Source organism: Streptomyces sp. 8N616, assembly GCF_052246385.1.
Lineage (GTDB): Bacteria > Actinomycetota > Actinomycetes > Streptomycetales > Streptomycetaceae > Streptomyces.
In genome coordinates, this window is the sequence record NZ_JBQQBY010000025.1 from 1 (window position 1) to 21,577 (window position 21,577).

Sequence of the window (21,577 nt, forward strand, 5' to 3'; positions counted from 1 at the left end):
ACCGTGTCGCCGTCACCCCGCTGCCCGGATCACCCGCCCGCACCCTGGAACAGCTCAAAGCCCGCCTGCCACCCCACGAAGATCGCCCAGCAGATCCACTCTGACAGTTATTCAGCTACGGGCCCCCAGGGCTCCGCAGTACTGGCGGGCCACCCCGACCGACGCTGTCCCGCACTTGGGGAAGGACACGTCGTCCACCACCCACACCTCAGGCTGGATCACCTCGCACAAGCGTTGGGCGATCCGCTGCCGCACCGGCGTCCACTCCCATGGCGACTGGTTCACGAACTGCTGCAGGGCCTGCATGTTGCCGTCCGGCAGCCGATCGGCCATCGGCTGGATCGACTTGCGCCGCCCGTCCAGCATCAGACCCCGCAGATAACACGCGCCCCACCGCCGCTGATCCCGGCGCGGCAGCGAACCGAACACATCAGCAACGAACTCCGATAACTCACCCCGGAGCCGTTCCACCTCCCCGAGCCTCATCCCGACAACCATGCCCCCAACCAGGCAAGATCGACAGAGCTAACGAAGCACTACTAGGCAGTTTCGTTTGGATCAGTCGGCCGTTGGTCCGGGTGTGCCGTTGACTGATGCGCAGTGGGCGCGGATTGAGCCCTTACTCCCGGACCGGACGCCGAAACGGGGTGGCCGCTGGCGGGACCATCGTGAGGTGATCGACGCGATCGCCTACAAGTTCCAGACCGGTACCCAGTGGGTCCATCTGCCGGAGAAGTACGGCAACTGGCGAGGGGTCCACAACCGGCTGCGGATGTGGGCCGTCGACGGGACCTGGGAGCGGGTATTCACCGCGCTGATGGCCCAGGCCGACGCGGAGGAAGACCTCAACTGGGCGGTCTCGGTGGACTCCACGATCGTGCGGGCTCACCAGCATGCGGCCGGGGCCCGCAAAAAGGGGCCCCGGCCGGCGAACCGGACGACCATGCCATCGGCCGGTGCCGGGGCGGACTGACCACAAAGATCCACCTTGCTGCCGACGACCGCTGCCGGCCTCTCGCGTTCGTCCTGACCGCAGGCCAGGTCGGCGACGCACCTGCCTTCCCGGACGTCATGGCCCGCCTGCGGGTTCCCCGCCGCCGAGGACGGCCACGCACCAGACCGGACGTGGTTCTGGCGGATAAGGCGTCCTCTTCCCGCGCGAGCCGCGAGCACCTGCGCAAGCGCGGCATCCGGGCAGTGATCCCCGTCCCGCTGACCAGCGCGGACACCGGCTGCGACGGGGCAGCCAAGGCGGCCGGCCACCGGCCTTCGACCGGGAGGCATGCAAGCAGCGCAACACCGTCGAGCGGTGCATCAACCGCCTGAAGCAGTGGCGAGGCATCGCCACCCGCTACGAGAAGACCGCCACCATCTACCTGGCCGGACTCCACATCGCAGGCATCTTCCTCTGGTCCGGCCGATGATCCAACGAGACCGCCTAGGCGTGTCAGGGGCTCGGCGGGTTCTCGGCGCTCGGCTGGCCTCCTGGGCCCGGATTTCTCGTCGCCCGGCGGGTCTCATGTACGGGGTGGCCTTCCAGCGCCCTACCGGTCCCGTGGCCCCGGCGGATACGAGTGCTCGGCAAGCCTCAGGGACTCGGCGCGGTCAGGTACCGCTGGATCGTCGGTGCCAGCCATGCCACGATCTCCGCCCGCGCCAGCCCCACCGCCGGCGGCATCCGCAGCACGTACCGCGTGAGCGCCAGCCCCAGCAGCTGCGACGCCATGAGTGCCGCCCGTGCCGGGACCTGCTCGGGGTCGGGGCACACCTGCCGGGCGACCGGCAGCAGCTGGTCCCGCAGGATGCCCTGCATGCGCTCCGCCCCGGCCTGGTTGGTCACGCCGACCCGCAGCAGGGCGGTGAGGACCTCGTTGTTCTCCCACATGTCGAGGAAGTGCTCGACGAGGATCCGCCCCGCGTCCTGCCGGCGGTCCGCCCCGCTCACGTCCGGCAGCCGCAGGTCGATGGCGACGGCCGCCGCGAAGAGGCCCTCCTTGTTGCGGTAGTACCGCATCACCATCGACGGATCGATGTTCGCGTCCTTGGCGATGGCGCGGATGGTGGCTCGCTCGTAGCCGTCGGTCGCGAAGCGCTCGCGGGCCGCCGCGAGGATCGCGCCGCGAGTGGCGTCGGAGCGGCGGGGGGCGCCGGAGCCGGGAACCGTGGAGGTGCTGTCGCTGCCGTTCATGCCAACAAGCGTAGGCCAACGGGTGTGGGTCAACAAGTGTTCGCCAACAGTTGTTTGCCAACGACTGTTGACACCCTCCTTCGCGTCTCGCTATCTTCGTCAACGAGCGTTGGCCAACATTTGTTGGCAATAGGCGATGGCAAGCAAGCGCTGGCAACAGGAGGCCACCATGAACGGCACCGCCACCCACCGCACCGTGATCGTCGTCGGCTCCGGCCCCACCGGTCTCCTCCTCGCCGGTGACCTCGCCACAGCCGGCGTCACCGTGACCCTCGTCGAGAAGCGGCCGCGCAAGATCAGCAACCTCTCCCGCGCCTTCGGGGTGCACGCCCGCACCCTGGAGCAGCTCGACGCCCGCGGCCTCGCCGACGAACTCCTCACCACCGGCGACACCATCACCGGCCTGCGGCTCTTCCGCCGCCTCTCCCTCGATCTGAGCACGCTGCCCTCGCGTTTCCCGTTCCTGCTCATCACCCCGCAGTACGAGGTCGAGCGGCTCCTGGAGCGGCGGGCCCGGGAGGCTGGGGTCGAGTTCGCGTACGAGAGCGAGGTCGTGGGGCTGCGGCAGGACGACGAGGGGGTCGACCTCGACGTGCGCGGCGCGGACGGGGCGGTCGTCACCCGCCGGGCGGCCTATGTCGTCGGCGCCGACGGTCACCGGAGCGCCGTGCGGGAGGCGATCGGCCTGGACTTCCCCGGTGTCTCCGTCATCAAGTCGCTGATCCTGGCCGATGTCCGGCTGGCCGAGAAGCCCGAGGGCGTCCTCACCGTCAACGGCCGCGGCGACGCCTTCGCGATGATCGCCTCCTTCGGCGACGGCTGGTACCGGGTCATGGGCTGGAACCGCCGCAACGAGGTCTCCGACGACGCCCCGCTCGACCTCGACGAGGTCAAGGAGATCACCCGCCGTGCCCTCGGCGCCGACTACGGCATGCACGACGCCCGCTGGCTCTCCCGTTTCCACAGTGACGAGCGCCAGGCACCGCACTACCGGGTCGGGCGGGTCTTCCTCGCCGGGGACGCCGCGCACATCCACTCCCCGGCCGGCGGGCAGGGCATGAACACCGGCCTCCAGGACGCCGCCAACCTGAGCTGGAAGCTCGCCGCGGCCGTCCAGGGCCGGGCGCCCGAAGGGCTCCTCGACAGCTACGAGGCCGAGCGCCACCCGGTCGGCAGGGCGGTGCTGCGCAGCAGTGGCGGACTGGTCCGGCTGGCCCGCGCGCGGAATCCGCTGCTGCGTGCCGCCCGCGCCCTTGTCTCCGCGTTCGTCGACATGGCCCCGCCCGTCCAGCGCAAGGCCCTGGGTCAGATCACCGGGATCGGCTACGCCTACCCCGCCCCCCGCGGCGCCCACCGCCTCACCGGCACCCGCGTCCCCGACGTCGCCCTGAAGGACGGCCGGCTCTACGAGGCGCTGCGCGGCGGCCGGTTCGTGCTGATCACGCCCGGGACGTACGAAGGCCCCGGTGTCCGTGAGGGGTGGCTGACCGTGGAGCGCTGGGCGGGCGACCGCCGGACGACCGTCCTGGTACGGCCCGACGGATACGTGGCCTGGGCGGCGGAGGGTGCGGACGCGGCGGGGATCGAGGAGGCGGTGGCCCGGTATCTGGGCTAGGCCCTCTCGGCTGGATCATCCCGGCGTCGCGGGGTCAGGGCAGGTCGAGAGGTGCCGCACCTCACGGCCGGGCTGATCCGAACGACAGGGGCCTAGGTGTCAGCGGCGCAGAGCGCGTATCCGGTGTGCCAGGCCGTCTGCGCCAGGTGGGCGTGGACGACGGCGTGGCCCCTGCCGCGGCCGATCGCGTCCAATGGTTGACCGGCAGGGTGAAGACGAACGCCACCTCGAGCAGCGGATGAGGTAGCGACCGCCACCGGCCCTTACCATCCAGACCTCGCCAGTATCCCGTAGGGCAGGCATCTGTCGTTATTTCAGGTGAACGAGGAATCGCGCATCCCGGTAAGGCAATGGAGCGCTCTACTTTTTTGCCGTCCCCTACTCCGCCGTCGAGGTTCGGGGATGAGGCATCTGAGCCGGAGACCGTCTCGGGGAGTTCGCGTTGCGTCTGGTGCTGAGGTGTGCTGACGGTGATGGTTCGCCACAGGGGGAGCTACGCAGCAGCTGGCCGTATGTGGCCGGAGCGGGCCAGGCCATCTGTATCGGCTCGGCGATCGCTGCGGCCGTGGGCGGGCGATTTGCCCACTCGGCACTGCTGGTGGCGGATGTCGGGGTGCCCGCTGCGCACGGTGTCGCTGCCTTCTCCCTCCTGGCGCGTGCGCGAACGGCCACGGGGCGGGTGCGGCTGCGCCTGATGTTGCTCGGTGTATCGACGGGTGCGGCCGGCGTGCACGAGTTTGTGCTGCGCCAACTCACCGCGCTGCTGGAGTCGTCCACGGGTGTGCTCTATCGGGCGATCGAAATGCTGGCCGTGGCGGGAATCGCCATCGCGCTCGGTATGGGCGTGGCCGCGTTGGTCGTCGCGGCCAGCGAAGGCGGCATGGTGCTGATCTGGCTGCGCCGGCTCCTGGACGGCTGGATGATCGCTGGATCGCTGTTCACGCTCGGCTGGGTGTTCCTTTTGCAGCGGGCGGATTTGGGCGGCGACGTGCTCAGAGCACTGTCCGATCTCGGCCGCGTTGTTGCAGACATCCTCGTCCTGGGACTGCTGCTGGTCATGCGGTTCGCCATGCGGCCGGGGGAACGCGCAGCGGTCAACTTCGGGGCGGTTGGTCTCACCCTCTTCGCGGTGAGTGACATGCTCCGCATCTTCTCGACCGAGCCTGTGGTCGCGACCACGATCCCCCTCACGGAGACATGCTCGATGACCGGTATGTTCCTCATCGCCGCAGCGCCGTGGATGCCTGGCGGCGGCAGCGCCCTTGGGGTCCACCGGCGGCAGCTGCCCGTGGCTGGAGTGGTGGCTGCGTTCGTCCCCGTAGTCGTTTGTGCGGTTGCCGTGGCGGCGCACCTCTTGGCCGGTGGCCGCCTCGATGCAGTCACGCTGCTCGTCGGAGGCTCCGTACTGTTGACACTCAGCGCGCGTGCGGGCGTCGCGCACGCCGAGAATCTGTGCCTTGCGCGAGAGGTTGCCGTCCGTGAGGACCACTTCCGTACTCTCGTCCAGAGTTCGAGTGACGTCATCGCTATTGCCGGACAGGACTGTGTCCTGCTCTATATCAGTCCGTCGGTGCGACAGGTCTTCGGGTACCGACCCGAGGATCTGCTCGGCACCCACCTGGCCCTGCTCATCCATCACGACGACGTGGCGCCGCTGACGAATACCATGGGGAAGCTGCGGGAGGAAGGCGGACTCAGCAGCCACAGCCCCAGCCGCCGCGTGTCCTGCCGGATTCGGGCGGCCGACGGACAATGGCGCCACACCGAGTCAACGATCAGCCGCCATGCCAATGGATTGATCATCAATAGCCGGGACGTGAGCGAGCGCGCTGCGCTGCAGGCGCGGCTGGAGCATTTGGCGTTCCACGATACGTTGACCGGCCTACCCAATCGTGCTTTGTTCGCGGACCGGCTCAAGCACGCTCTGGCCAAGCGATCGGCCCACCGTGCCCCGCCCGCAGTGCTCTTCCTGGACCTTGACGGCTTCAAGTCGGTCAACGATTCGGCGGGTCACGCGGTGGGCGATGAGCTGCTCATCCAGGCTGCGCTGCGGCTGCAGGCCGCGGTACGCGCCGGGGACACCGTTGCCCGCCTCGGGGGGGACGAGTTCGCCGCATTGCTGGAGGGGGAGGCGGGGCTGTGTGGGCCCCGGACGCGGGAGGTGGCCGAGCGGCTGTTGTCCGCACTGTCGAAGCCCTACTGCATCGGCGGTACCGAGGCGGTGGTCGCGGCGTCGATCGGAATCGCGGTGGCCACCCCGGAGATCACCCCCGATGAATTGATGCGCAGAGCCGACCTGGCGATGTACGCGGCGAAGGCCGCAGGCAGGGGACGCATTGAGGTGCACCAGCCGCCGACGTACAGCAGTGAAAGTCCGGGCTCCACTCCTGCCGACAACGGATCCTGTGTTTCCCGGGGTAGAAGAGACCGATAGCAGGCACCCGGCTTCTTCATCAGGTTGAGTGGGCCCGGGCCGGCTCTGCGAGCAGCTGTCCGCGGACCGCGACGAATCCCTCGAGTGCTTGCGCGAGATGCTCCTCGGTGTGCACGGCGATATAGCTGGTTCTCAGGCGGGGCGACGCGGCCGGAGGAAGTACCGCGTTGACATAAACCCCCTGCTGCATCAGGAGATTCCACGCCAAGAGCGTGCGCTGTTCGTTCACCGTATCGATAGGGACTATGGGAGTTTGGCTGGTACCCATGGGGTAACCAAGGGACGCCAGCTCCCGTCGCATGAATGTGGCCTTGGAGATGACGGCTTCACAGCGCCAGGGCTCGTCCTGAAGGATGCTCAGAGACTCCAAGGTTGCCGCTGTGTTGGCCGGACTCAAGCTCGCGGAGAACAACAGACTACGGGCGTGGTGGCGGAGGTACTCAATCACATCCTCATCGCCGAGGATTGCTCCTCCAGCCGATCCGAAAGCCTTGGAGAAGGTGAGCGTGACGAGTGGCACCTCATCCATGAGACCGTAGTGAGCACAGGTTCCCCTCCCTTTGGCCAACACGCCCGCGCCATGTGCGTCGTCGACAAGCAGAGTGGCTTCATGCTGCCGGCACACCTGAATGAGTTCCGGCAGCGGGCAGAGGTCTCCCTCCATGCTGTAGACACCGTCGACCAAAACCATCCTGCCGACGTTCTCAGGGAGTCGCTCAAGCTTACGGGTCAGTTCCTCCGTGTCGTTATGAGCGAACCACTGGACTCTGGCGCGGCTGAGCCGAGCGGCGTCGATAAGGGAAGCGTGCGCCTGCTTGTCGATGAGTACGTAGTCGCCCGGACCGCAGAGCCCAGCGACAGCAGCGAGGTTGGTCTGATAGCCGGTGGCCAGCAGCAGGGCAGCCGGCTTGCCGAAGAACTGGGCGAGTTCCTTCTCCAGGTGGTCGTGGAGGGCGAGGTTGCCATTCAGGAGGCGGGAACCGGTGCAGCCTCCGCCGTACCGGTGCGAGGCTTCGGCGGCGGCATCGCTTACCCGCGGCTCAGCGCTCAGTCCCAGGTAGTCATTTGAACCGCACATGATGACTCTGCGTCCGTCAGGAAGGCGGGCAACGCCGCGGTCCCGCTCGCTGAAATTTAAGTAGAAGGGGTACCATCCCCTTTTTTTGAGGTCTCGGGAACGGGTGTACGAGGTGCACTTTTCTATGACGCTCATCCATGGCCTTCTTCCTGCGCTTCCGGCATGGGCAACCCTTTTGGCTCGTCTTGCATAGCGGCCCTCACCGCAAACATGCGGAGCGAATATTTCCGGATGAGAGGACGAAACCACAATACGAAACTTTCACCCGGTCAAGATCGGTCAACTGCAAGCCTCATCCTGCCGGAGTGTGTAATGCTGCGATCGTTGTTTGTCACCGGTTGCATCCGGCTTGGCGCGAGCACTCGGCCGGGCACCAACGTCCGGGAGAGAGGCCTCACTCTGGCAGGGGCAGCGTTGATTGAGCTGACACATGGCCAGCTCGTCGTCATGCGCGCGCAGGCGCTCGACGGCCTCCACGGGCTTGCGCTCCTCATGTGTGCTGGCCGACCAGCTGCAACGGAGCACCGCCCGGAGGGATCGGGAGGGGTCAACTGACGGACACGCTGCCCGAGCGGGTCCGTACGGTCGTTGCCGAGGAGACCGGAGGCGGTGGCCCGGTGTCCTCGATGGGGCGCCGGGAGCGGCGCGTCGCGGTTCAGGTCCGTATGGCGGCGATGAAGGACTGATGGCCCGACAGGCCGCCGTCGATACCGAGGATTTGGCCGGTGATGTGGGCCGTCTCATCGGAGGCGTGGAAGACCACGGCGGCCGCGACGTCCTCGGGCCTGCCAATGCGGGGGGCTGTGACGGAGCATGGTGTCCCGCAGAGCGCCGTGAACGGCCACGGCGCGGGCGGAGGGTGGGGATATGGCCGGGGGCAATGGCGGCGCTCTCGACGACGTTCGAGCCGGCCTTGCTGAAGAGGGTGAGAACTTCTCGTTCCGCGGCTGCATGTAGGCCCATGGGAGATCCTCCTGGGCCGACGAAACCGCCGTACGCGGCGCGTCGCCGCCTCGCGAAGGGCTTGTCCGTTCACGACGGGCGGCGAAGGCAAAGAGGAATACCCACTCCTTGCCATTCTCAACTTATAGCGCACTGGGGGGCTTGCGGCAAGATCCGGGTCGTGGGGCAGAATCGCGGGCCGAGGTCAGAACCTGCAGAAATAGGAGATTCACGAAGTGCATGTGTTGTTGTCGGTTTATGGGTTGTGCGGTGACATCGAGCCGATGGTGGGGCGCGCCCTGCCGTTGCGGCCACTCGACACCGGGGTGCGGGTGTGCGCGCCGCCGGACGTCGCGGCAGCGACCGCGGACCGGAGCTGATGACATGAACCCCCTGACCACCAGCGTGTTCGACCTTCCCGGCCGCCTCTCTCCCAAGGCCGGCCCGGCGCTGATCGACGGCGACGAGCAGCACTTCGCGGCCATCGCGGAGAGCCTCGAGCAAGCGATCGCCGAACTGTCCGACCGCCTCGAGGCCGAGCGCAGGGCTCCCGGCGGCATCGGCCGGGAGGCGATGGACCGGGACACGGAGATTCATCGGCTGACCGGTCGCCTGCGCGCTTTGCGCCGCTTCGGTTTGGACCTGTGCCTGGGACACATCGTCAGTACGGACAATCCCGAGCCCGTGTACATCGGACGCCTTGGCCTCACCGACAGCGCGGGGCGCCGGCTGCTGCTCGACTGGCGCTCCCCCGCGGCCGAGCCGTTCTTCGCAGCGACCCACGCCAACCCGATGGGTCTGGCAAGCCGCCGCAGGTATCGCTGGACCCGCGGCCGGATCAGCGACTACTGGGACGAAGTGTTCACCGCTGACGGGCTCGAGGGGCACGCCGCGCTCGACGACCAGTCCGCGTTCATCGCCAGCCTGGGCAGCAACCGGTCGGCCCGGATGCGTGACGTGCTCGCCACCATCCAGGCTGACCAGGACGCCGTCATCCGGGCGGGATCCCGCGGCGCTCTGGTCGTCGACGGTGGTCCGGGTACGGGCAAGACCGTCGTCGCTCTGCACCGCGCCGCCCACCTCCTCTACTCCGACCCTCGCCTCGGTCACCGTCGGGGCGGCGTGCTGTTCGTCGGTCCGCACCAGCCCTACCTGGCCTACGTCGCCGATGTCCTGCCCAGCCTGGGAGAGGAGGGCGTGCAGACCTGCACCCTGCGGGACCTCGTCGCCGAGGGAGCCGGAGCAGCGATCGAGACTGACCCGAGCGTGGCCCTTCTGAAGTCGTCCGCGGATCTGGTGAAGGCGATCGAGCCGGCGGTCGGTATCTACGAGGAGCCGCCCACCGAGGGGATGACGGTTTCGACCCACTGGTCCGACATCTGGCTGAGCGCCGACGATTGGGCGGCGGCGTTCGAAGCAGTGGAACCAGGTACTCCGCACAACGAGGCGCGTGACCAGATCCGGGAGGAGCTGCTCACGATCCTGATGGACAAGGACGACAGCGACGCCCCGCCCGACCTGCTCCGGAGGTCGCTGCTGCAGGACAGAGAGCTGATCAGGACCCTCAACCGTGCGTGGCCGATACTCGAGGCGAGTGACCTCGTCGGAGATCTGTGGTCGGTGCCCGCCTACCTTCGCAAGTGTGCTCCCCGGCTCAGCCCTGATGACGTTCGCAAGCTGCAGCGCGAGGACGCTCAGGCCTGGACGGTGTCCGACCTGCCGCTCCTGGACGCGGCACGGCAGCGGCTCGGCGACCCGGAGGCGTCACGACGCAAGCGTCGGCGCGACGCCTCTGTCGCCGCCGAACGTGCGCGCAGGGCCGACGTCATCGACGGTCTGCTGGAGGCCGATGACGACGGTGAAGGTGCGGTGACGATGCTGCGCGGACAGGACCTGCAGGACAGCCTGATCGACGAGACCGCGCAGCCCAGCGCCAACCCGGAACCTCTCGTCGGCCCGTTCGCGCACATCATCGTGGACGAGGCGCAAGAACTGACCGACGCGCAGTGGCACATGCTGCTGCTCCGCTGCCCGTCCCGGAGCTTCACCATTGTCGGGGACCGCGCCCAGGCCAGGCACGGGTTCACAGAGTCGTGGCAGGAACGGCTCGAGCGGATCGGGCTCGACCGGATCAACGTGGCCTCCCTGAGCATCAACTACCGCACGCCAGAAGAGGTCATGGCTGAAGCCGAGCTGGTCATCCGAGCCGAGCTCCCGGACGCCAATGTGCCGACCTCCATCCGCAGCGGCGGCAGCCCCGTCGTCCACGGATCCGTTTCGGATCTGGACGCGATCCTCGGCACCTGGCTCGCTGCGCATGCCGACGGGACCGCCTGCGTCATCGGCGATCCCACGTTCCGGGCGACGTCCCGTGTCCGGTCGCTGACCCCGGAGCTCTCGAAGGGGCTCGAGTTCGACCTGGTCGTCCTCGTCGACCCAGAGGAGTTCGGTAAGGGTGTCGAAGGAGCGGTCGACCGCTATGTCGCGATGACCCGGGCGACCCAGCAACTCGTCATCCTCACGAGCTCCTGACGTCGGCCAGGACAACGTGATCGCCGCTTGTGCATCGACCGTCGCCGATTACTGGGCGAGCGCGGCAGGCTGCAAGCAAGCAGAGATCTCGCGACTCCAGCGGGCCCTGGACCAGGACCAGTTCCAGCGGCAGGCCGTCGAAGCGGAGCGGCGTTGCGAAGCGCTGGAACATCAGCTGCCGGCCGCTGAGGAATCCGTAGCACTGGAAGCCGAACTGGGCTCTGGCAACCCGAGCCGCTTCACCGTGAGTTATGCGGGTCCAGACCGACCCTGGGCGGTGTGGATCAGACAACGGCTGGAGACCATCGGCCACGAGGCCGCTGTCCAGCGCTGGGACCCGCCAGCCGGGGTACCCGTAGAAGAGGAATTGCGTTCCGGGCCGCTCGCCCAGCAGGTGCTGCTCCCCAACTCCCGGGCGCGGCACCGCTATGCGACATCGACCTGCACTGACGTGGTGGATTCGGTCACGCTGGACATACTCGATCTGATCACCGGCTTGATCCCGCGTTTCCACAGCAGTCGGCGGTACTGGTCGAAGTCATAGCCGCGGTCGGCGTACAGGCGCTTGGGCCCGCGTACAGTCGTCGGGGCCGGGACAGGACGCGAGAGGACCGGCGCGCCCGGGTGAGCCGGGGGAGCGCCCGGCCCTCCGGCAGGTCCCGAGGGGGCGTTCCTACGCGCTGTGTGTGTGGTCGGTCGCCATCACGCCGATCGTGATCAGGCCGAGCACCACCCAGCCGAACCAGAGCCAGCCGCTGCTCCCGAGGGCGACGGTGTAGGCGGTCACCAGAACCAGGGCCCCCACCGTCAGAACCGCCATGGTCTTCGCAGATCCGGGCATCCCGCATCCTCCTCCCGGCCGCCCGGGCACCACATGCGCCGGGCCACGGGCCAGAAGACCATCGTCCCCCGCGGGCGGCCCGTACCGCTACTGGCCAGCCGGCCCCCGGCCCCGGGGGCCGGCCGGCCCCCGGCCCGGCTGCCCCCTCCCCCGGGGCTATCGGCCGCGCGCCTGCAGCGACGCGAGGTAGGCGTTGTACGCCTCCAGCTCCTTGTCCCCATCGCGGTCCGCGGCCCGGTCCCTACGCCGCGCCTGCCGCTGCTCGGACCGGTACCACTGGAAGACCAGCGCAACGAGCACCACCACCGACGGGATCTCGCTGAACGCCCAGGCGATACCGCCCGCCCACTGCTGGTCGTCCAGCGCGTCGATCCCCAGCGACCCCGGCGGGTGCATGTACGTGCCGACCATCGGCGCGGTGGCCATCATCAGCGCGATCCCGAAGAACGCGTGGAACGGCATGCCCGCGAACAACTCCAGCATCCGCATCACGTAGCCGGGGCGGTGCGGCCCCGGGTCCACGCCCATGATCGGCCAGAAGAACGCCAGGCCCACCGCGAGGAAGTGCACCATCATCGCGATGTGTCCGGGCTTGCTGCCCATGAGGAAGTCGAAGAGCGGCGTGAAGTAGAGGGCGTAGAGGCTGGCGATGAACAGCGGGATCGTGAACGCCGGATGCGAGACGATCCGTACGTACCGGCTGTGCAGCAGGGCCACGAGCAGCTCGCGCGGCCCCTTGCGGTCCCGGCCCGCCGACGGCAGCGCCCGCAGCGCCAGGGTCACCGGCGCGCCGAGCAGCAGCAGGATCGGCGACAGCATGCTGATCACCATGTGCTGCACCATGTGCACGCTGAACATGACCATGCCGTAGTCGTTGAGCGCCGTGCACATCACCAGCGCGACCGTGAGCACACCGATGACGAACGAGACCGTACGGCCCAGGGGCCAGGCGTCGCCGCGCCGCCGCAGCCGCGCGACCCCCCACCCGTACAGGCCCAGTGCGAGCAGGCAGCCGACCAGGAAGAACGGATCTCCGGTGAACTCCAGGCCCCGGCCCAGCGTGAACGGCGGCAGATCCATCGTCATGCCGTGCCCGCTGTGATCCATCCGCCCCGCTCCTGTTTCGCACCGATGTGTCCGCACCAGACTAGAACCGCCCCCGGCCGGGCCTGAGGCCGGGGGCAGCCGGTGCGAACGCCTGGTGCCGAGGCCGGGTGCCGGGGTCAGCTCACATCGAGCTCACAGACCTAGCCGTCGAGCCCACCGAGCGAACTCACAGCACGCACTCGGCCTCGGTGTACCGCTCCGGGGGCACGGTCTTCAGCGTCTCCACCGCCTCCGCGAGCGGCACCAGCGTGATCTCCGTGCCGCGCAGCGCCGTCATCATCCCGAAGTCGCCCCGGTGCGCTGCCTCCACGGCGTGCCAGCCGAAGCGGGTGGCGAGCACGCGGTCGTACGCGGTGGGGGTGCCGCCGCGCTGCACATGGCCCAGGATCACCGGGCGGGCCTCCTTGCCCAGGCGCTCCTCCAGCTCGATGGACAGCTGCCGGGCCACGCCCGCGAACCGCTCGTGGCCGTATATGTCCTTGCCGCCCTCGTCGAACTCCATCGAGCCCTCGCGCGGCTTCGCGCCCTCCGCGACCACGACGATCGCGAACTTCTTGCCCGCCGAGAAGCGCCGCCCGACGACCTCCGTCAACTCGCCGATGTCGAAGGGCCGCTCGGGCACGACGATCGCGTGCGCGCCGGCCGCCATGCCCGAGTGCAGCGCGATCCAGCCCGTGTGCCGCCCCATGACCTCGACGATCAGCACCCGCTGGTGCGACTCGGCCGTCGTCTTCAGCCGGTCCAGGGCCTCGGTCGCCACGCCCACGGCCGTGTCGAAACCGAAGGTCACATCGGTCGAGGCGATGTCGTTGTCGATGGTCTTGGGCACGCCGACGATCGGCAGGCCCGCGTCCGACAGCATGCGCGCCGCCTTGAGCGTGCCCTCACCGCCGATCGGAATGATCGCGTCGAGGCCGAGGTCCGCGACATGGCCCTTGGCCCGCTCGACGCCGTCCCGCAGGTGCGCGGGCTGCACCCGGGACGAGCCGAGGATGGTGCCGCCGCGGGCCAGGATGCCGCCCACCGCGTCCAGGTCGAGCTTCCGGTAGTCGCACTCCAGAAGCCCCTTCCACCCATCGTGGAAGCCGATGACGTCGTCGCCGTGATCCGCCACGGCGCGGTGCACCACGGACCGGATGACGGCGTTCAGACCGGGGCAGTCGCCGCCGGATGTGAGCACACCAATGCGCATTGCTCGAAATACCTCAGGAACCTTAAAGACCGGCGGCCGGACCCCGTCGTCCGGCGGGACTCGCTCAATCTACAAGCGCCCCGCCACCCTACAAGCGCCGGGCGGCGGGCGAAGCATCCGACCGTCAGGCGGACACGGTTCTGTCAGGTGGACAGGGTTCTTGTCAGGTGGGACGCGCTTCCTGTCAGGCGGGCTGGGTGGCGGCGGCGATCCGCTCCTGGCGCAGCGCCTCGTACCAGCGGTCGTCGACCGGCGGCAGCGCGTTCACGTCCAGCGCCAGCTTCAGCAGCATGTCCGCGATGTGCGGATTGCGGGCCAGCACAGGGCCGTGCATGTACGTGCCGAAGACGGTGTCGTTGTACGCGCCCTCGAAGCCGTCGCCGTTGCCGTTGCCGTTGCCGAACCGGACCTTGGCGAACGGGCGGGCGGTCGGGCCGAGGTGCGTGATGCCCTGGTGGTTCTCGAACCCGGTCAGCGGCGGCAGGTTCAGCTGGGCGTCGATGTCGGCCAGCACGTCGCCCACGCACCGCGCGCCCTCGCCCCGGGTGCTGACCACGTCGAGCAGCCCGAGCCCCGGCTCCCGCTCGCCGAGGTCGTTGATGAACTCGTGGCCCAGGATCTGGTAGCCGGCGCAGACCGAGAAGAGGATTGCGCCGTTGGCGACCGCGCGGTTCAGCCCGCCGTCGCGGCGCAGCCGCTCGGCCGCGAGCCGCTGCGGCCGGTCCTCGCCGCCGCCGATCAGATAGATGTCGCCCGAGGTGGGCAGCGGCTGGTCGGAGCGCACGTCGACGCGCGCCACCTGCAGACCCCGCTGCCGGGCCCGCCGCTCCACGACCAGGACGTTGCCCTGGTCACCGTACGTGCTCAGCAGGTCGGGGTAGACCCACACCAGGCGCAGGCCGGTATCGCTCATGCTCGCTCGTCCTTGTCCGGTTCTCGTGATCAGGTCTCGTCGGTTCCCGGTCAGTTGCCGACGCGGCGGCGCAGGTCCTGGAACGCGGTGTAGTTGGCGATGGTCTCGATCCGGCCGGGCGGGCACAGCTGCACGGCCTCGTCCAGGGTCTCGCAGACCCGGAAGTCCAGGCCCGCGACCTCGAGCCGTACCGCCAGGTCCAGTCTACGGTCGCCGATGACGCAGATCGGGTGGCCGGCCAGCCGGGTGTAGTCGACGTCCCACAGCCAGGAGGTGTCGGTGCCGTCCGCGCCGCGCGCGTTCACGGAGAGGATCACCGGCGTGGGCGGCGGGTCGATCAGCGAGAAGGTCTCCAGCCAGCCGGCCGGGTTCTTCGCCAGCAGCAGCCGCAGCTCGCGGCCCTGGAAGCCGACGACGTCATAGCGCCCGGCGACCGCCTGCACCTGGTACATCCGCTCCAGCGCCACCTGCGGCGGCACGCCGAAGGCGGCGGCCACGGCGGCGGACGTGGTGGCGTTCGCCTTGTTCGCCCGGCCCGGGAGCTGGAGCCGGATCGGCCACGCGGAGCCGTGCGGGTCGAGGACGTGGTCGCCGTTGAGCGCCCAGGTCGGCACGGGGCGGCGGAAGCCGCAGTCACCGCACATCCAGTCGTCGCCGGGGCGCTGCAGCACGCCGCCGCAGGACGGGCAGGACCAGGCGTCGTCCTTCCACTCCTGCCCTGCCGCGACCCAGACCACGTTCGGGGAGGATGAGGCGGCCCATACGACCAGCGGGTCGTCGCAGTTGGCGATCACCGTGGCCTTGACGCCCGACAGGCCCTCGCGCCACTTCTCGGCGAGCATACGGGTCTCCGCGGCACGGTCGAGCTGGTCGCGGGAGAGGTTGAGCAGGGCGATGGCCTTGGGGCCGACGTCCCTGGCCACGCCCGCGAGGTACTTCTCGTCGACCTCGATGACGCCGAACCGGGCGTCGGAGCCGCCGGCGAGCGCGGAGGTGATGCCCGCCGGCATGTTCGCGCCGAGCGCATTGGAGACCACCGGGCCGCTGGCCCGCAGCGCCTCGGCGATCAGCCGGGTCGTCGTGGTCTTGCCGTTGGTCGCCGACACCAGAACGACGTCCAGGTGCTGGGCCAGCCGGGCGAGGAGGTCGGGCTCGAGTCTGAGGGCCACCCGGCCGCCGATCACCGATCCGCTTCCGCGGCCCGCCGCCCGCGACACCGCCGCCGCGGCCTTGCCCGCCGTCACGGCCAGCTTGGCCCGCGGCGACAGCGGCTCCGAGTTGCCTGCCATCGTCCTTGTTCCTCCTTGCATCCGGCGCCGCGCCCGCCCCCGGTCCGTCGGTGGAACGCCCCCCTCCGCGCCGAATCGCCAGCCGGGAGGCTTCGGTAGAGGGTCAGCCTATCGAGATCCTCCCGTGGGCCAGAACCCGCAACCCCCGGCCGACCTGCCGGTCCCGGCCCGGACCTACCCTTGGGCTGTGCGACACAGTGTGATTCCCGGCAGTTCCGGACTCGTGCGGCCGATGCGGCTGCTGGGAGATCCGGTGCTGCATGCCCCCTGCAGGCCGGTCACCGCCTTCGACGGGGCCCTCACCCAGCTGATCGAGGACCTGTACGCCACCATGTACGCGGCCCACGGCGTCGGCCTCGCCGCGAACCAGGTCGGCCTCCCGCTGCGCGTCTTCGTATACGACTGCCCCGACGACGAGGACCGGCGGCATCTCGGCCATGTGGTCAACCCCCGTCTCGTCGAGGCCGACGGCGTGACCGTGACGGGCCCTGAGGGCTGTCTCTCCCTCCCGGGTATCGAGGCCGGGACGCGCCGCTTCGACCACGCGGTCGTCGAGGGCGCCGACCGGACCGGTGAGCCGGTGCGCGTCGAGGGCACCGGCTTCTTCGCGCGCTGTCTGCAGCACGAGATGGACCACCTGGACGGCAGGGTCTTCACCGACCGCCTGAGGGGCCTGCGGCGTCATCGTGCACTGCGGGCGGCCCGCCGCGCGCCCTGGGCCTCGTAGGCCGCACAGCGGGACGTACGGTGGGGCGGAACAGCGGGCCGTACCGGCTACGGGCGTACGGCAGGGAAAGCAGGAGTCGTCCGGCAGGGGGAAGCAGGGGACGTACGGCCGTACGTCAGAAGCCGGGGCCGCCCATCCGGTCGCCCGCCGCGGCCAGCCGGCCCCAGAGCAGGTCGGCCAGGCTGCGCACCAACTGGGCGCGGGAGCAGGGGCGTTCGCGCAGCCACCAGTCGCCCGCCGCGTGCATCATGCCGACGATGCCGTGCCCCCAGACCCGCGCCAGCTCGTCGCCCCCGGGGCCGAGGTCGACCCGCTCGGCGATCACCTGGGCGAGCTCCTCGCCCATCCTGCGCAGCAGCGGGGCGGAGTGGCGGCCCACGTCGAAGCCCTGCTCCCCGGGCTGGGTGTCGTCCGAGGGGTGCATGAGGAAGCGGTAGACCTGGGGCCGCGCCTCGATGGCGGCGAGGTACGTGTCCAGCGTGTGCTCGACCCGGTCGCGGCGGTCCGTGGGGGCGTCGAGCGCTGCGCGCAGGCTGTCGAGCAGGGCGTCGGTGTGGCGCGCGGCGAGGGCACGGTACAGACCGCCCTTGTCGCCGAAGTGGCGGTAGAGGATCGGCTTGGTGATCCCGGCCTCGGCGGCGATGGCGTTCATGGAAGCGCCGGGCCCGTCGCGCAGCACCACCCGGTCCGCGGCCTCCAGCAGTTCCCTGCGCCGCCGCTCCGTGGCGCGCTGCTGATCATCCCGCTGACTGGTCTCCATGAGGTGTCTCCCCGCCCGTCCGCTTGCTCGTGCACGCGCAACGTAACACCTGGCCACGGGGGGCAACGGGAGGGGAGTGGGGAGTTGACAGGCTCTACTGGCTGGTAACACACTGCGGTTACCGCAAGTAACAAGCAGGTGGAGGGGACATGGCCGAGTTCACGCTCGAACTCAACGACGACCAGAAGGCTGTCCGGGACTGGATCCACGGCTTCGCCGCGGATGTCATGCGGCCGGCCGCCGCCGAGTGGGACGAACGCGAAGAGACGCCGTGGCCCGTCATCCAGGAAGCCGCCAAGATCGGCCTGTACTCCCTCGACTTCTACGCCCAGCAGTTCTTCGACCCGACCGGGCTCGGCATCCCCATGGCCATGGAGGAGCTCTTCTGGGGCGACGCGGGCATCGGCCTGTCCATCGTCGGCACCGGCCTCGCGGCCGTCGGCGTCCTGGCCAACGGCACCGAGGAGCAGGTCGGCACCTGGATCCCCCAGATGTACGGTGACGCGGGCGACGTCAAGGTCGCCGCCTTCTGCTCCTCCGAGCCCGACGCGGGCTCCGACGTCGCCGCCATGCGCACCCGTGCGGTCTACGACGAGGCCAAGGACGAGTGGGTGATCAACGGCACCAAGACCTGGGCGACCAACGGCGGCATCGCGAACGTCCACGTCGTCGTCGCCGTCGTCGACCCCGGGCTCGGCTCCAAGGGCCACGCGTCCTTCATCGTGCCCCCGGGCACTCCCGGCCTCTCCCAGGGCCAGAAGTTCAAGAAGCACGGCATCCGGGCCTCCCACACCGCCGAGGTCGTCCTCGAGGACGTCCGCGTCCCCGGCCATTGCCTGCTCGGCGGCAAGGAGAAGCTCGACGAGCGCCTCGCACGCGCGCGTGAGCGGGCGAAGGCCGGCGGCGAGCGCGTGAAGAATGCCGCCATGGCCACCTTCGAGGCCTCACGTCCCGCCGTCGGCGCCCAGGCCGTCGGCATCGCCCGCGCCGCGTACGAGGTCGCGCTGGACTACGCGAAGACCCGCGTGCAGTTCGGCCGCCCGATCATCGACAACCAGGGCGTCGCCTTCCAACTGGCCGACATGCGCACACAGGTCGACGCGGCCCGCCTGCTGGTGTGGCGCGCCTCCTGGATGGCCGCGGCGGGCAGGCCCTTCACCTCGGCCGAGGGCTCGATGTCCAAGCTGTACGCCGGGGAGGTGGCCAAGTCGGTCACGGCCAAGGCGATGCAGATCCTGGGCGGCAACGGCTTCACACGCGAGTACCCGGTGGAGCGTATGCACCGGGATGCTGCGATATACACCATTTTTGAGGGGACGAGCGAGATCCAGCGTCTGGTCATCGCCCGCACCCTCTCGGGCATGCCCATCCGCTGAGCGTCGCCGTGGGCGCACTGCGACGCCCGTGGACGGATCGCCGGATCAGGCCGCGGGCGGCGCGGCGTCCGCGTACGGGTTCGCGGGCTGGGGGACGCGCCGCACGCCGGCCACGTCGAGCGCCGCCGCGGCCGAGGGCGTGCCCACCGTGCCCACGGGGTGCCAGGTGCCGGTGACGGTGACCCACGCGTCGGCCGGCGGGGGAGCGGTGCCGAGCATCCGGACCTTGACCGACTGCGAGTCGGCTGCGCAGCAGCTCAGCACCAGGCGGGTCAGGTACCAGCCGCCGCTCTTGCCCGGCGTGACGAAGCCGGTCATCGAGACCGTACGGCCCTCCAGGCTCCGGCCGGGGTCCTGCCGCGCCCGCGAGCTGAAGTCCGACAGGGGCATGACGAGCGGGGACCCACCGGGCAGCGGGGAGAACCGCTCCCCGTCCGCGACCGCTGTGTCGCTCTCCCGCGCGGCGGTGTACGAGCCGAGGGCGGGCGGCGTGAAGAACAGCAGGGTGATCGCGGGGAGGAAGAGCAGCCAGGCGATCCGCGGGCCTTTGCCGTGATCGTGCCCGTGCCCGTGATCCGCGCCGGCGTCCCCGTCGGCGTCCGCGTCGTGGGCATCGGACCGGGCAGCGGGCTTGGCGAAGGGGAAGCCGTCCCGAGCCGCGCCCACCGTCCCCAGGGCGACCAGCAGCACGCCCGAGACGATCAGTAGCGGCCGCAGGCCCTCCTTCACGTACCGCAGATACACCTCGCTGAAGAGCGAGATGTGCAGCACTCCGGCGCCCGACAGCAGGAGCAGCAGCACCTGGACGTTCCGCCTCACAGCACCCACCACCCGGTCAGCGCGCTGCAGGCGACGGCCACCACGGCGGTGGCCGCCGAGAACCGTACGGCGAAGGCGCGTCCGAAGGTGCCCGACTGCAGGGCGATCAGCTTCACGTCGACCATCGGCCCGACCACCATGAACGCCAGCCGGGCGGTGGGGGAGAACCCGGTCAGCGACGCCGCGACGAAGGCGTCGGCCTCCGAGCAGACGGCGAGCACGATCGCCAGCGCGGCGAGGAAGATGACGGAGAGCCAGGGCGATCCGGCGAAGGTGTCCAGCACGGAGCGCTCCACGGCGACGTTGAAGGTCGCCGCGGCCATCGCCCCGAGCACCAGGAAGCCGCCGGCGTGCAGGAAGTCGTGCTGGAAGCCGAGCCGGAACTCCTCCCACCTGCTGTGTCCCGGCCGGTGCCCGGTCCGGTGCGCCGGCAGCCGCAGCCACTCCGCGCGGCCGAGGCGGATCCAGAGCCAGCCCATGACCGCCGAGGTCGCGAGCGAGGCGAGCAACCGGGCCGCCACCATCTCGGGGGCGCCCGGGAAGGCGACGGCCGTGGAAGCGAGCACGATCGGATTCACCGCGGGGGCGGACAGGAGGAAGGCCAGCGCGGCCGCGGGCGGCACCCCGCGGCGGATCAGGCTCCCCGCCACCGGCACGGACGCGCATTCGCACCCCGGCAGGACGACGCCCGCGGCGCTGGCGACGGGGACGGCGAGCGCGGGCCGCTTCGGCAGGGCGCGGCTGAAGACGTGCGCGGGGACGAAGGCGTTGATGGCTCCCGAGAGCGCGGTGCCCAGCAGCAGGAACGGCAGGGCCTGCACCGTGATGGCGAGGCAGATCGTCCGCCAGGCCTGCACGGCCCCGGGCTCCGGCCATCCGACCACCCCGGTGGCCGCCGCGGCCGCCACCGCGAGGGCGAGCGCTCCGGCCGCGGCGAGCGGCCACGCCCGGCGGTCGGCGCCCGTACCGCGGTCGGGGCCCGTACGGCGGTCGGGGTGCCCCACGCCGGAGCTCGTACGGGATGGGTTCGCACCGGCTTCCGGCGGCGCCTGTGACCTGGTGTCGATCAGCTCTTCCGCTCTCTGCACTCCGACTCCGCAAGATCCGCGACCGGGGTGTTCACGATAGCCGCGGGAGAGGGCCCGGCTGTGGCGCATCTCCGGAACTTGGTCCGCATTCATCCGTTTCGCCGGATAGATTCTCGGGCGGCAAAGAGGCTTCTAATGCCTGCAATCCACCAAAGCTGAATTCAGATGCCAAATCGGACAATTAGTCGGCCGGTGACCCATCTCACAAAGACCGCCGGTTAAATGTGACTTCGCGCACTCGAATGGCGGCGATTTTCCCAACTTGGTTACGGACTGCCCATTGTGAGAGCCGTTCAGTAGTAATGCCTATTGCTCTGGGACCAAGATCGGCAGCGCAGCGTGACGCATTACCGAGTCGATCTGTTCAATGGCGAATCAGGCGAATGCACGCCACTTGTGGCGAAGAAATGGATGTGTTTACTTTTCCGCTGCCTGCCCATCGAAAGGGGCGGGCGCCCTGTTGCCGGAGCGCCGAGTCCTGCCGCCGGCGGAGGGAGAAACGACAACGCACCACGGCAGGAGCGGGGGAACCAAAGGTAAGTGCCGTACCGCGCTCGGCGTGGTCCGGCTTGGGGTGAAGACGTGCCGCAGCGCTCGCCGCTGCGTAAGTCACGGCCGGGCAACTCCAGCCCGAACCCGACAGCTCACCTCGCAGGCGTAGGAGAGGAAGATCCCT

The 21,577-nt window shown here is 69.6% G+C and carries 17 protein-coding genes, 2 pseudogenes and 1 riboswitch; of the genes and pseudogenes, 7 read left to right on the forward strand and 12 right to left on the reverse strand.

The genetic code is table 11. The features are described from left to right. Positions 1-114: 114 nt before the first annotated feature. Positions 115-486 (reverse strand): annotated as a pseudogene (locus ACTWQC_RS22525) (transposase); the annotation flags it as partial. Positions 487-580: 94 nt separating this feature from the next. On the opposite strand from ACTWQC_RS22525, the pseudogene ACTWQC_RS22530 reads away from it, so the two are divergent. Further along, positions 581-1,424: pseudogene (locus ACTWQC_RS22530) on the forward strand (IS5 family transposase). Between the two features lie 164 nt (positions 1,425-1,588). On the opposite strand, the gene ACTWQC_RS22535 reads toward ACTWQC_RS22530, so the two are convergent. Next, positions 1,589-2,188, reverse strand: coding sequence for a TetR/AcrR family transcriptional regulator (locus tag ACTWQC_RS22535; RefSeq protein ID WP_119102998.1), 600 nt, complete (start codon positions 2,186-2,188; stop codon positions 1,589-1,591). Positions 2,189-2,357: 169 nt separating this feature from the next. On the opposite strand from ACTWQC_RS22535, the gene ACTWQC_RS22540 reads away from it, so the two are divergent. Beyond that, the gene (locus ACTWQC_RS22540) at positions 2,358-3,803 is read left to right on the forward strand and encodes an FAD-dependent monooxygenase (RefSeq protein ID WP_443317594.1); all 1,446 of its coding nucleotides are present in this window, start codon (positions 2,358-2,360) and stop codon (positions 3,801-3,803) included. Between the two features lie 451 nt (positions 3,804-4,254). Next, positions 4,255-6,237: a diguanylate cyclase domain-containing protein gene (locus ACTWQC_RS22545; protein ID WP_443317692.1), complete on the forward strand. Its 1,983-nt coding sequence runs from the start codon at positions 4,255-4,257 to the stop codon at positions 6,235-6,237. A 19-nt stretch (positions 6,238-6,256) separates the two neighbouring features. On the opposite strand, the gene ACTWQC_RS22550 is transcribed toward ACTWQC_RS22545, so the two are convergent. Both ACTWQC_RS22550 and ACTWQC_RS22555 read right to left on the reverse strand, forming a co-directional pair. Continuing rightward, positions 6,257-7,450 (reverse strand): aminotransferase class I/II-fold pyridoxal phosphate-dependent enzyme, encoded by a 1,194-nt coding sequence (locus ACTWQC_RS22550; RefSeq protein WP_443317595.1) that lies wholly within the window; start codon positions 7,448-7,450, stop codon positions 6,257-6,259. Between the two features lie 520 nt (positions 7,451-7,970). After that, positions 7,971-8,393: an SDR family oxidoreductase gene (locus tag ACTWQC_RS22555; RefSeq protein ID WP_443317596.1), complete on the reverse strand. Its 423-nt coding sequence runs from the start codon at positions 8,391-8,393 to the stop codon at positions 7,971-7,973. 248 nt (positions 8,394-8,641) lie between these two features. Between ACTWQC_RS22555 and helR the strand changes: the two genes are divergently transcribed. Further along, complete coding sequence (gene helR / locus ACTWQC_RS22560) at positions 8,642-10,789, forward strand: RNA polymerase recycling motor ATPase HelR (RefSeq protein WP_443317597.1); 2,148 nt, start codon at positions 8,642-8,644, stop codon at positions 10,787-10,789. Between the two features lie 16 nt (positions 10,790-10,805). Then, positions 10,806-11,333: a toll/interleukin-1 receptor domain-containing protein gene (locus ACTWQC_RS22565; RefSeq protein ID WP_443317598.1), complete on the forward strand. Its 528-nt coding sequence runs from the start codon at positions 10,806-10,808 to the stop codon at positions 11,331-11,333. 129 nt (positions 11,334-11,462) lie between these two features. Here ACTWQC_RS22565 and ACTWQC_RS22570 read toward each other — a convergent pair whose 3' ends face one another. From ACTWQC_RS22570 to ACTWQC_RS22590, 5 genes are all read right to left on the reverse strand, one after another. Further along, complete coding sequence (locus tag ACTWQC_RS22570; protein WP_443317599.1) at positions 11,463-11,630, reverse strand: hypothetical protein; 168 nt, start codon at positions 11,628-11,630, stop codon at positions 11,463-11,465. 156 nt (positions 11,631-11,786) lie between these two features. Continuing rightward, positions 11,787-12,737 (reverse strand): cytochrome c oxidase assembly protein, encoded by a 951-nt coding sequence (locus tag ACTWQC_RS22575; RefSeq protein ID WP_443317600.1) that lies wholly within the window; start codon positions 12,735-12,737, stop codon positions 11,787-11,789. A 166-nt stretch (positions 12,738-12,903) separates the two neighbouring features. Next, entirely contained in the window at positions 12,904-13,929 is a 1,026-nt protein-coding gene (locus tag ACTWQC_RS22580) for a 6-phosphofructokinase (protein WP_443317601.1), read from the reverse strand. Between the two features lie 184 nt (positions 13,930-14,113). Beyond that, on the reverse strand, positions 14,114-14,842 hold the full coding sequence (locus ACTWQC_RS22585; RefSeq protein ID WP_443317602.1) for a type 1 glutamine amidotransferase: 729 nt from the start codon (positions 14,840-14,842) through the stop codon (positions 14,114-14,116). 50 nt (positions 14,843-14,892) lie between these two features. Then, on the reverse strand, positions 14,893-16,131 hold the full coding sequence (locus ACTWQC_RS22590) for a MurT ligase domain-containing protein (RefSeq protein WP_443317603.1): 1,239 nt from the start codon (positions 16,129-16,131) through the stop codon (positions 14,893-14,895). Between the two features lie 187 nt (positions 16,132-16,318). On the opposite strand from ACTWQC_RS22590, the gene def reads away from it, so the two are divergent. Next, positions 16,319-16,858, forward strand: a complete 540-nt coding sequence (gene def, locus ACTWQC_RS22595) for a peptide deformylase (protein ID WP_443317604.1) — start codon at positions 16,319-16,321, stop codon at positions 16,856-16,858. 115 nt (positions 16,859-16,973) lie between these two features. Here the strand turns inward: def and ACTWQC_RS22600 are convergent, their stop codons facing one another. Further along, positions 16,974-17,618: a TetR family transcriptional regulator gene (locus tag ACTWQC_RS22600; RefSeq protein WP_443317605.1), complete on the reverse strand. Its 645-nt coding sequence runs from the start codon at positions 17,616-17,618 to the stop codon at positions 16,974-16,976. A 149-nt stretch (positions 17,619-17,767) separates the two neighbouring features. Between ACTWQC_RS22600 and ACTWQC_RS22605 the strand changes: the two genes are divergently transcribed. Continuing rightward, a complete protein-coding gene (locus tag ACTWQC_RS22605) occupies positions 17,768-18,994 on the forward strand; it encodes an acyl-CoA dehydrogenase family protein (protein WP_443317606.1) in 1,227 nt (408 codons plus the stop codon). Between the two features lie 45 nt (positions 18,995-19,039). On the opposite strand, the gene ACTWQC_RS22610 is transcribed toward ACTWQC_RS22605, so the two are convergent. After that, positions 19,040-19,813, reverse strand: a complete 774-nt coding sequence (locus ACTWQC_RS22610) for a TIGR03943 family putative permease subunit (protein ID WP_443317607.1) — start codon at positions 19,811-19,813, stop codon at positions 19,040-19,042. After that, the gene (locus tag ACTWQC_RS22615) at positions 19,810-20,901 is read right to left on the reverse strand and encodes a permease (protein ID WP_443317608.1); all 1,092 of its coding nucleotides are present in this window, start codon (positions 20,899-20,901) and stop codon (positions 19,810-19,812) included. The genes ACTWQC_RS22610 and ACTWQC_RS22615 overlap by 4 nt, the downstream gene beginning before the upstream one ends. Positions 20,902-21,397: 496 nt before the next feature. Next, a riboswitch (cyclic di-AMP (ydaO/yuaA leader) is annotated at positions 21,398-21,574 on the forward strand. The last annotated feature ends 3 nt before the right edge of the window (positions 21,575-21,577 follow it).

What these genes read in the sequence shown, in the direction of transcription:
- ACTWQC_RS22580 (WP_443317601.1), bottom strand. Translation starts at nt 13,929, where the DNA reads ATGCGCATTGGTGTGCTCACATCCGGCGGCGACTGCCCCGGTCTGAAC.
- ACTWQC_RS22555 (WP_443317596.1), bottom strand. Translation starts at nt 8,393, where the DNA reads ATGGCAAGGAGTGGGTATTCCTCTTTGCCTTCGCCGCCCGTCGTGAAC.
- ACTWQC_RS22600 (WP_443317605.1), bottom strand. Translation starts at nt 17,618, where the DNA reads ATGGAGACCAGTCAGCGGGATGATCAGCAGCGCGCCACGGAGCGGCGG.
- ACTWQC_RS22605 (WP_443317606.1), top strand. Translation starts at nt 17,768, where the DNA reads ATGGCCGAGTTCACGCTCGAACTCAACGACGACCAGAAGGCTGTCCGG.
- helR (WP_443317597.1), top strand. Translation starts at nt 8,642, where the DNA reads ATGAACCCCCTGACCACCAGCGTGTTCGACCTTCCCGGCCGCCTCTCT.
- ACTWQC_RS22540 (WP_443317594.1), top strand. Translation starts at nt 2,358, where the DNA reads ATGAACGGCACCGCCACCCACCGCACCGTGATCGTCGTCGGCTCCGGC.
- ACTWQC_RS22585 (WP_443317602.1), bottom strand. Translation starts at nt 14,842, where the DNA reads ATGAGCGATACCGGCCTGCGCCTGGTGTGGGTCTACCCCGACCTGCTG.
- ACTWQC_RS22590 (WP_443317603.1), bottom strand. Translation starts at nt 16,131, where the DNA reads ATGGCAGGCAACTCGGAGCCGCTGTCGCCGCGGGCCAAGCTGGCCGTG.
- ACTWQC_RS22550 (WP_443317595.1), bottom strand. Translation starts at nt 7,450, where the DNA reads ATGAGCGTCATAGAAAAGTGCACCTCGTACACCCGTTCCCGAGACCTC.
- ACTWQC_RS22535 (WP_119102998.1), bottom strand. Translation starts at nt 2,188, where the DNA reads ATGAACGGCAGCGACAGCACCTCCACGGTTCCCGGCTCCGGCGCCCCC.
- ACTWQC_RS22575 (WP_443317600.1), bottom strand. Translation starts at nt 12,737, where the DNA reads ATGGATCACAGCGGGCACGGCATGACGATGGATCTGCCGCCGTTCACG.
- ACTWQC_RS22570 (WP_443317599.1), bottom strand. Translation starts at nt 11,630, where the DNA reads ATGCCCGGATCTGCGAAGACCATGGCGGTTCTGACGGTGGGGGCCCTG.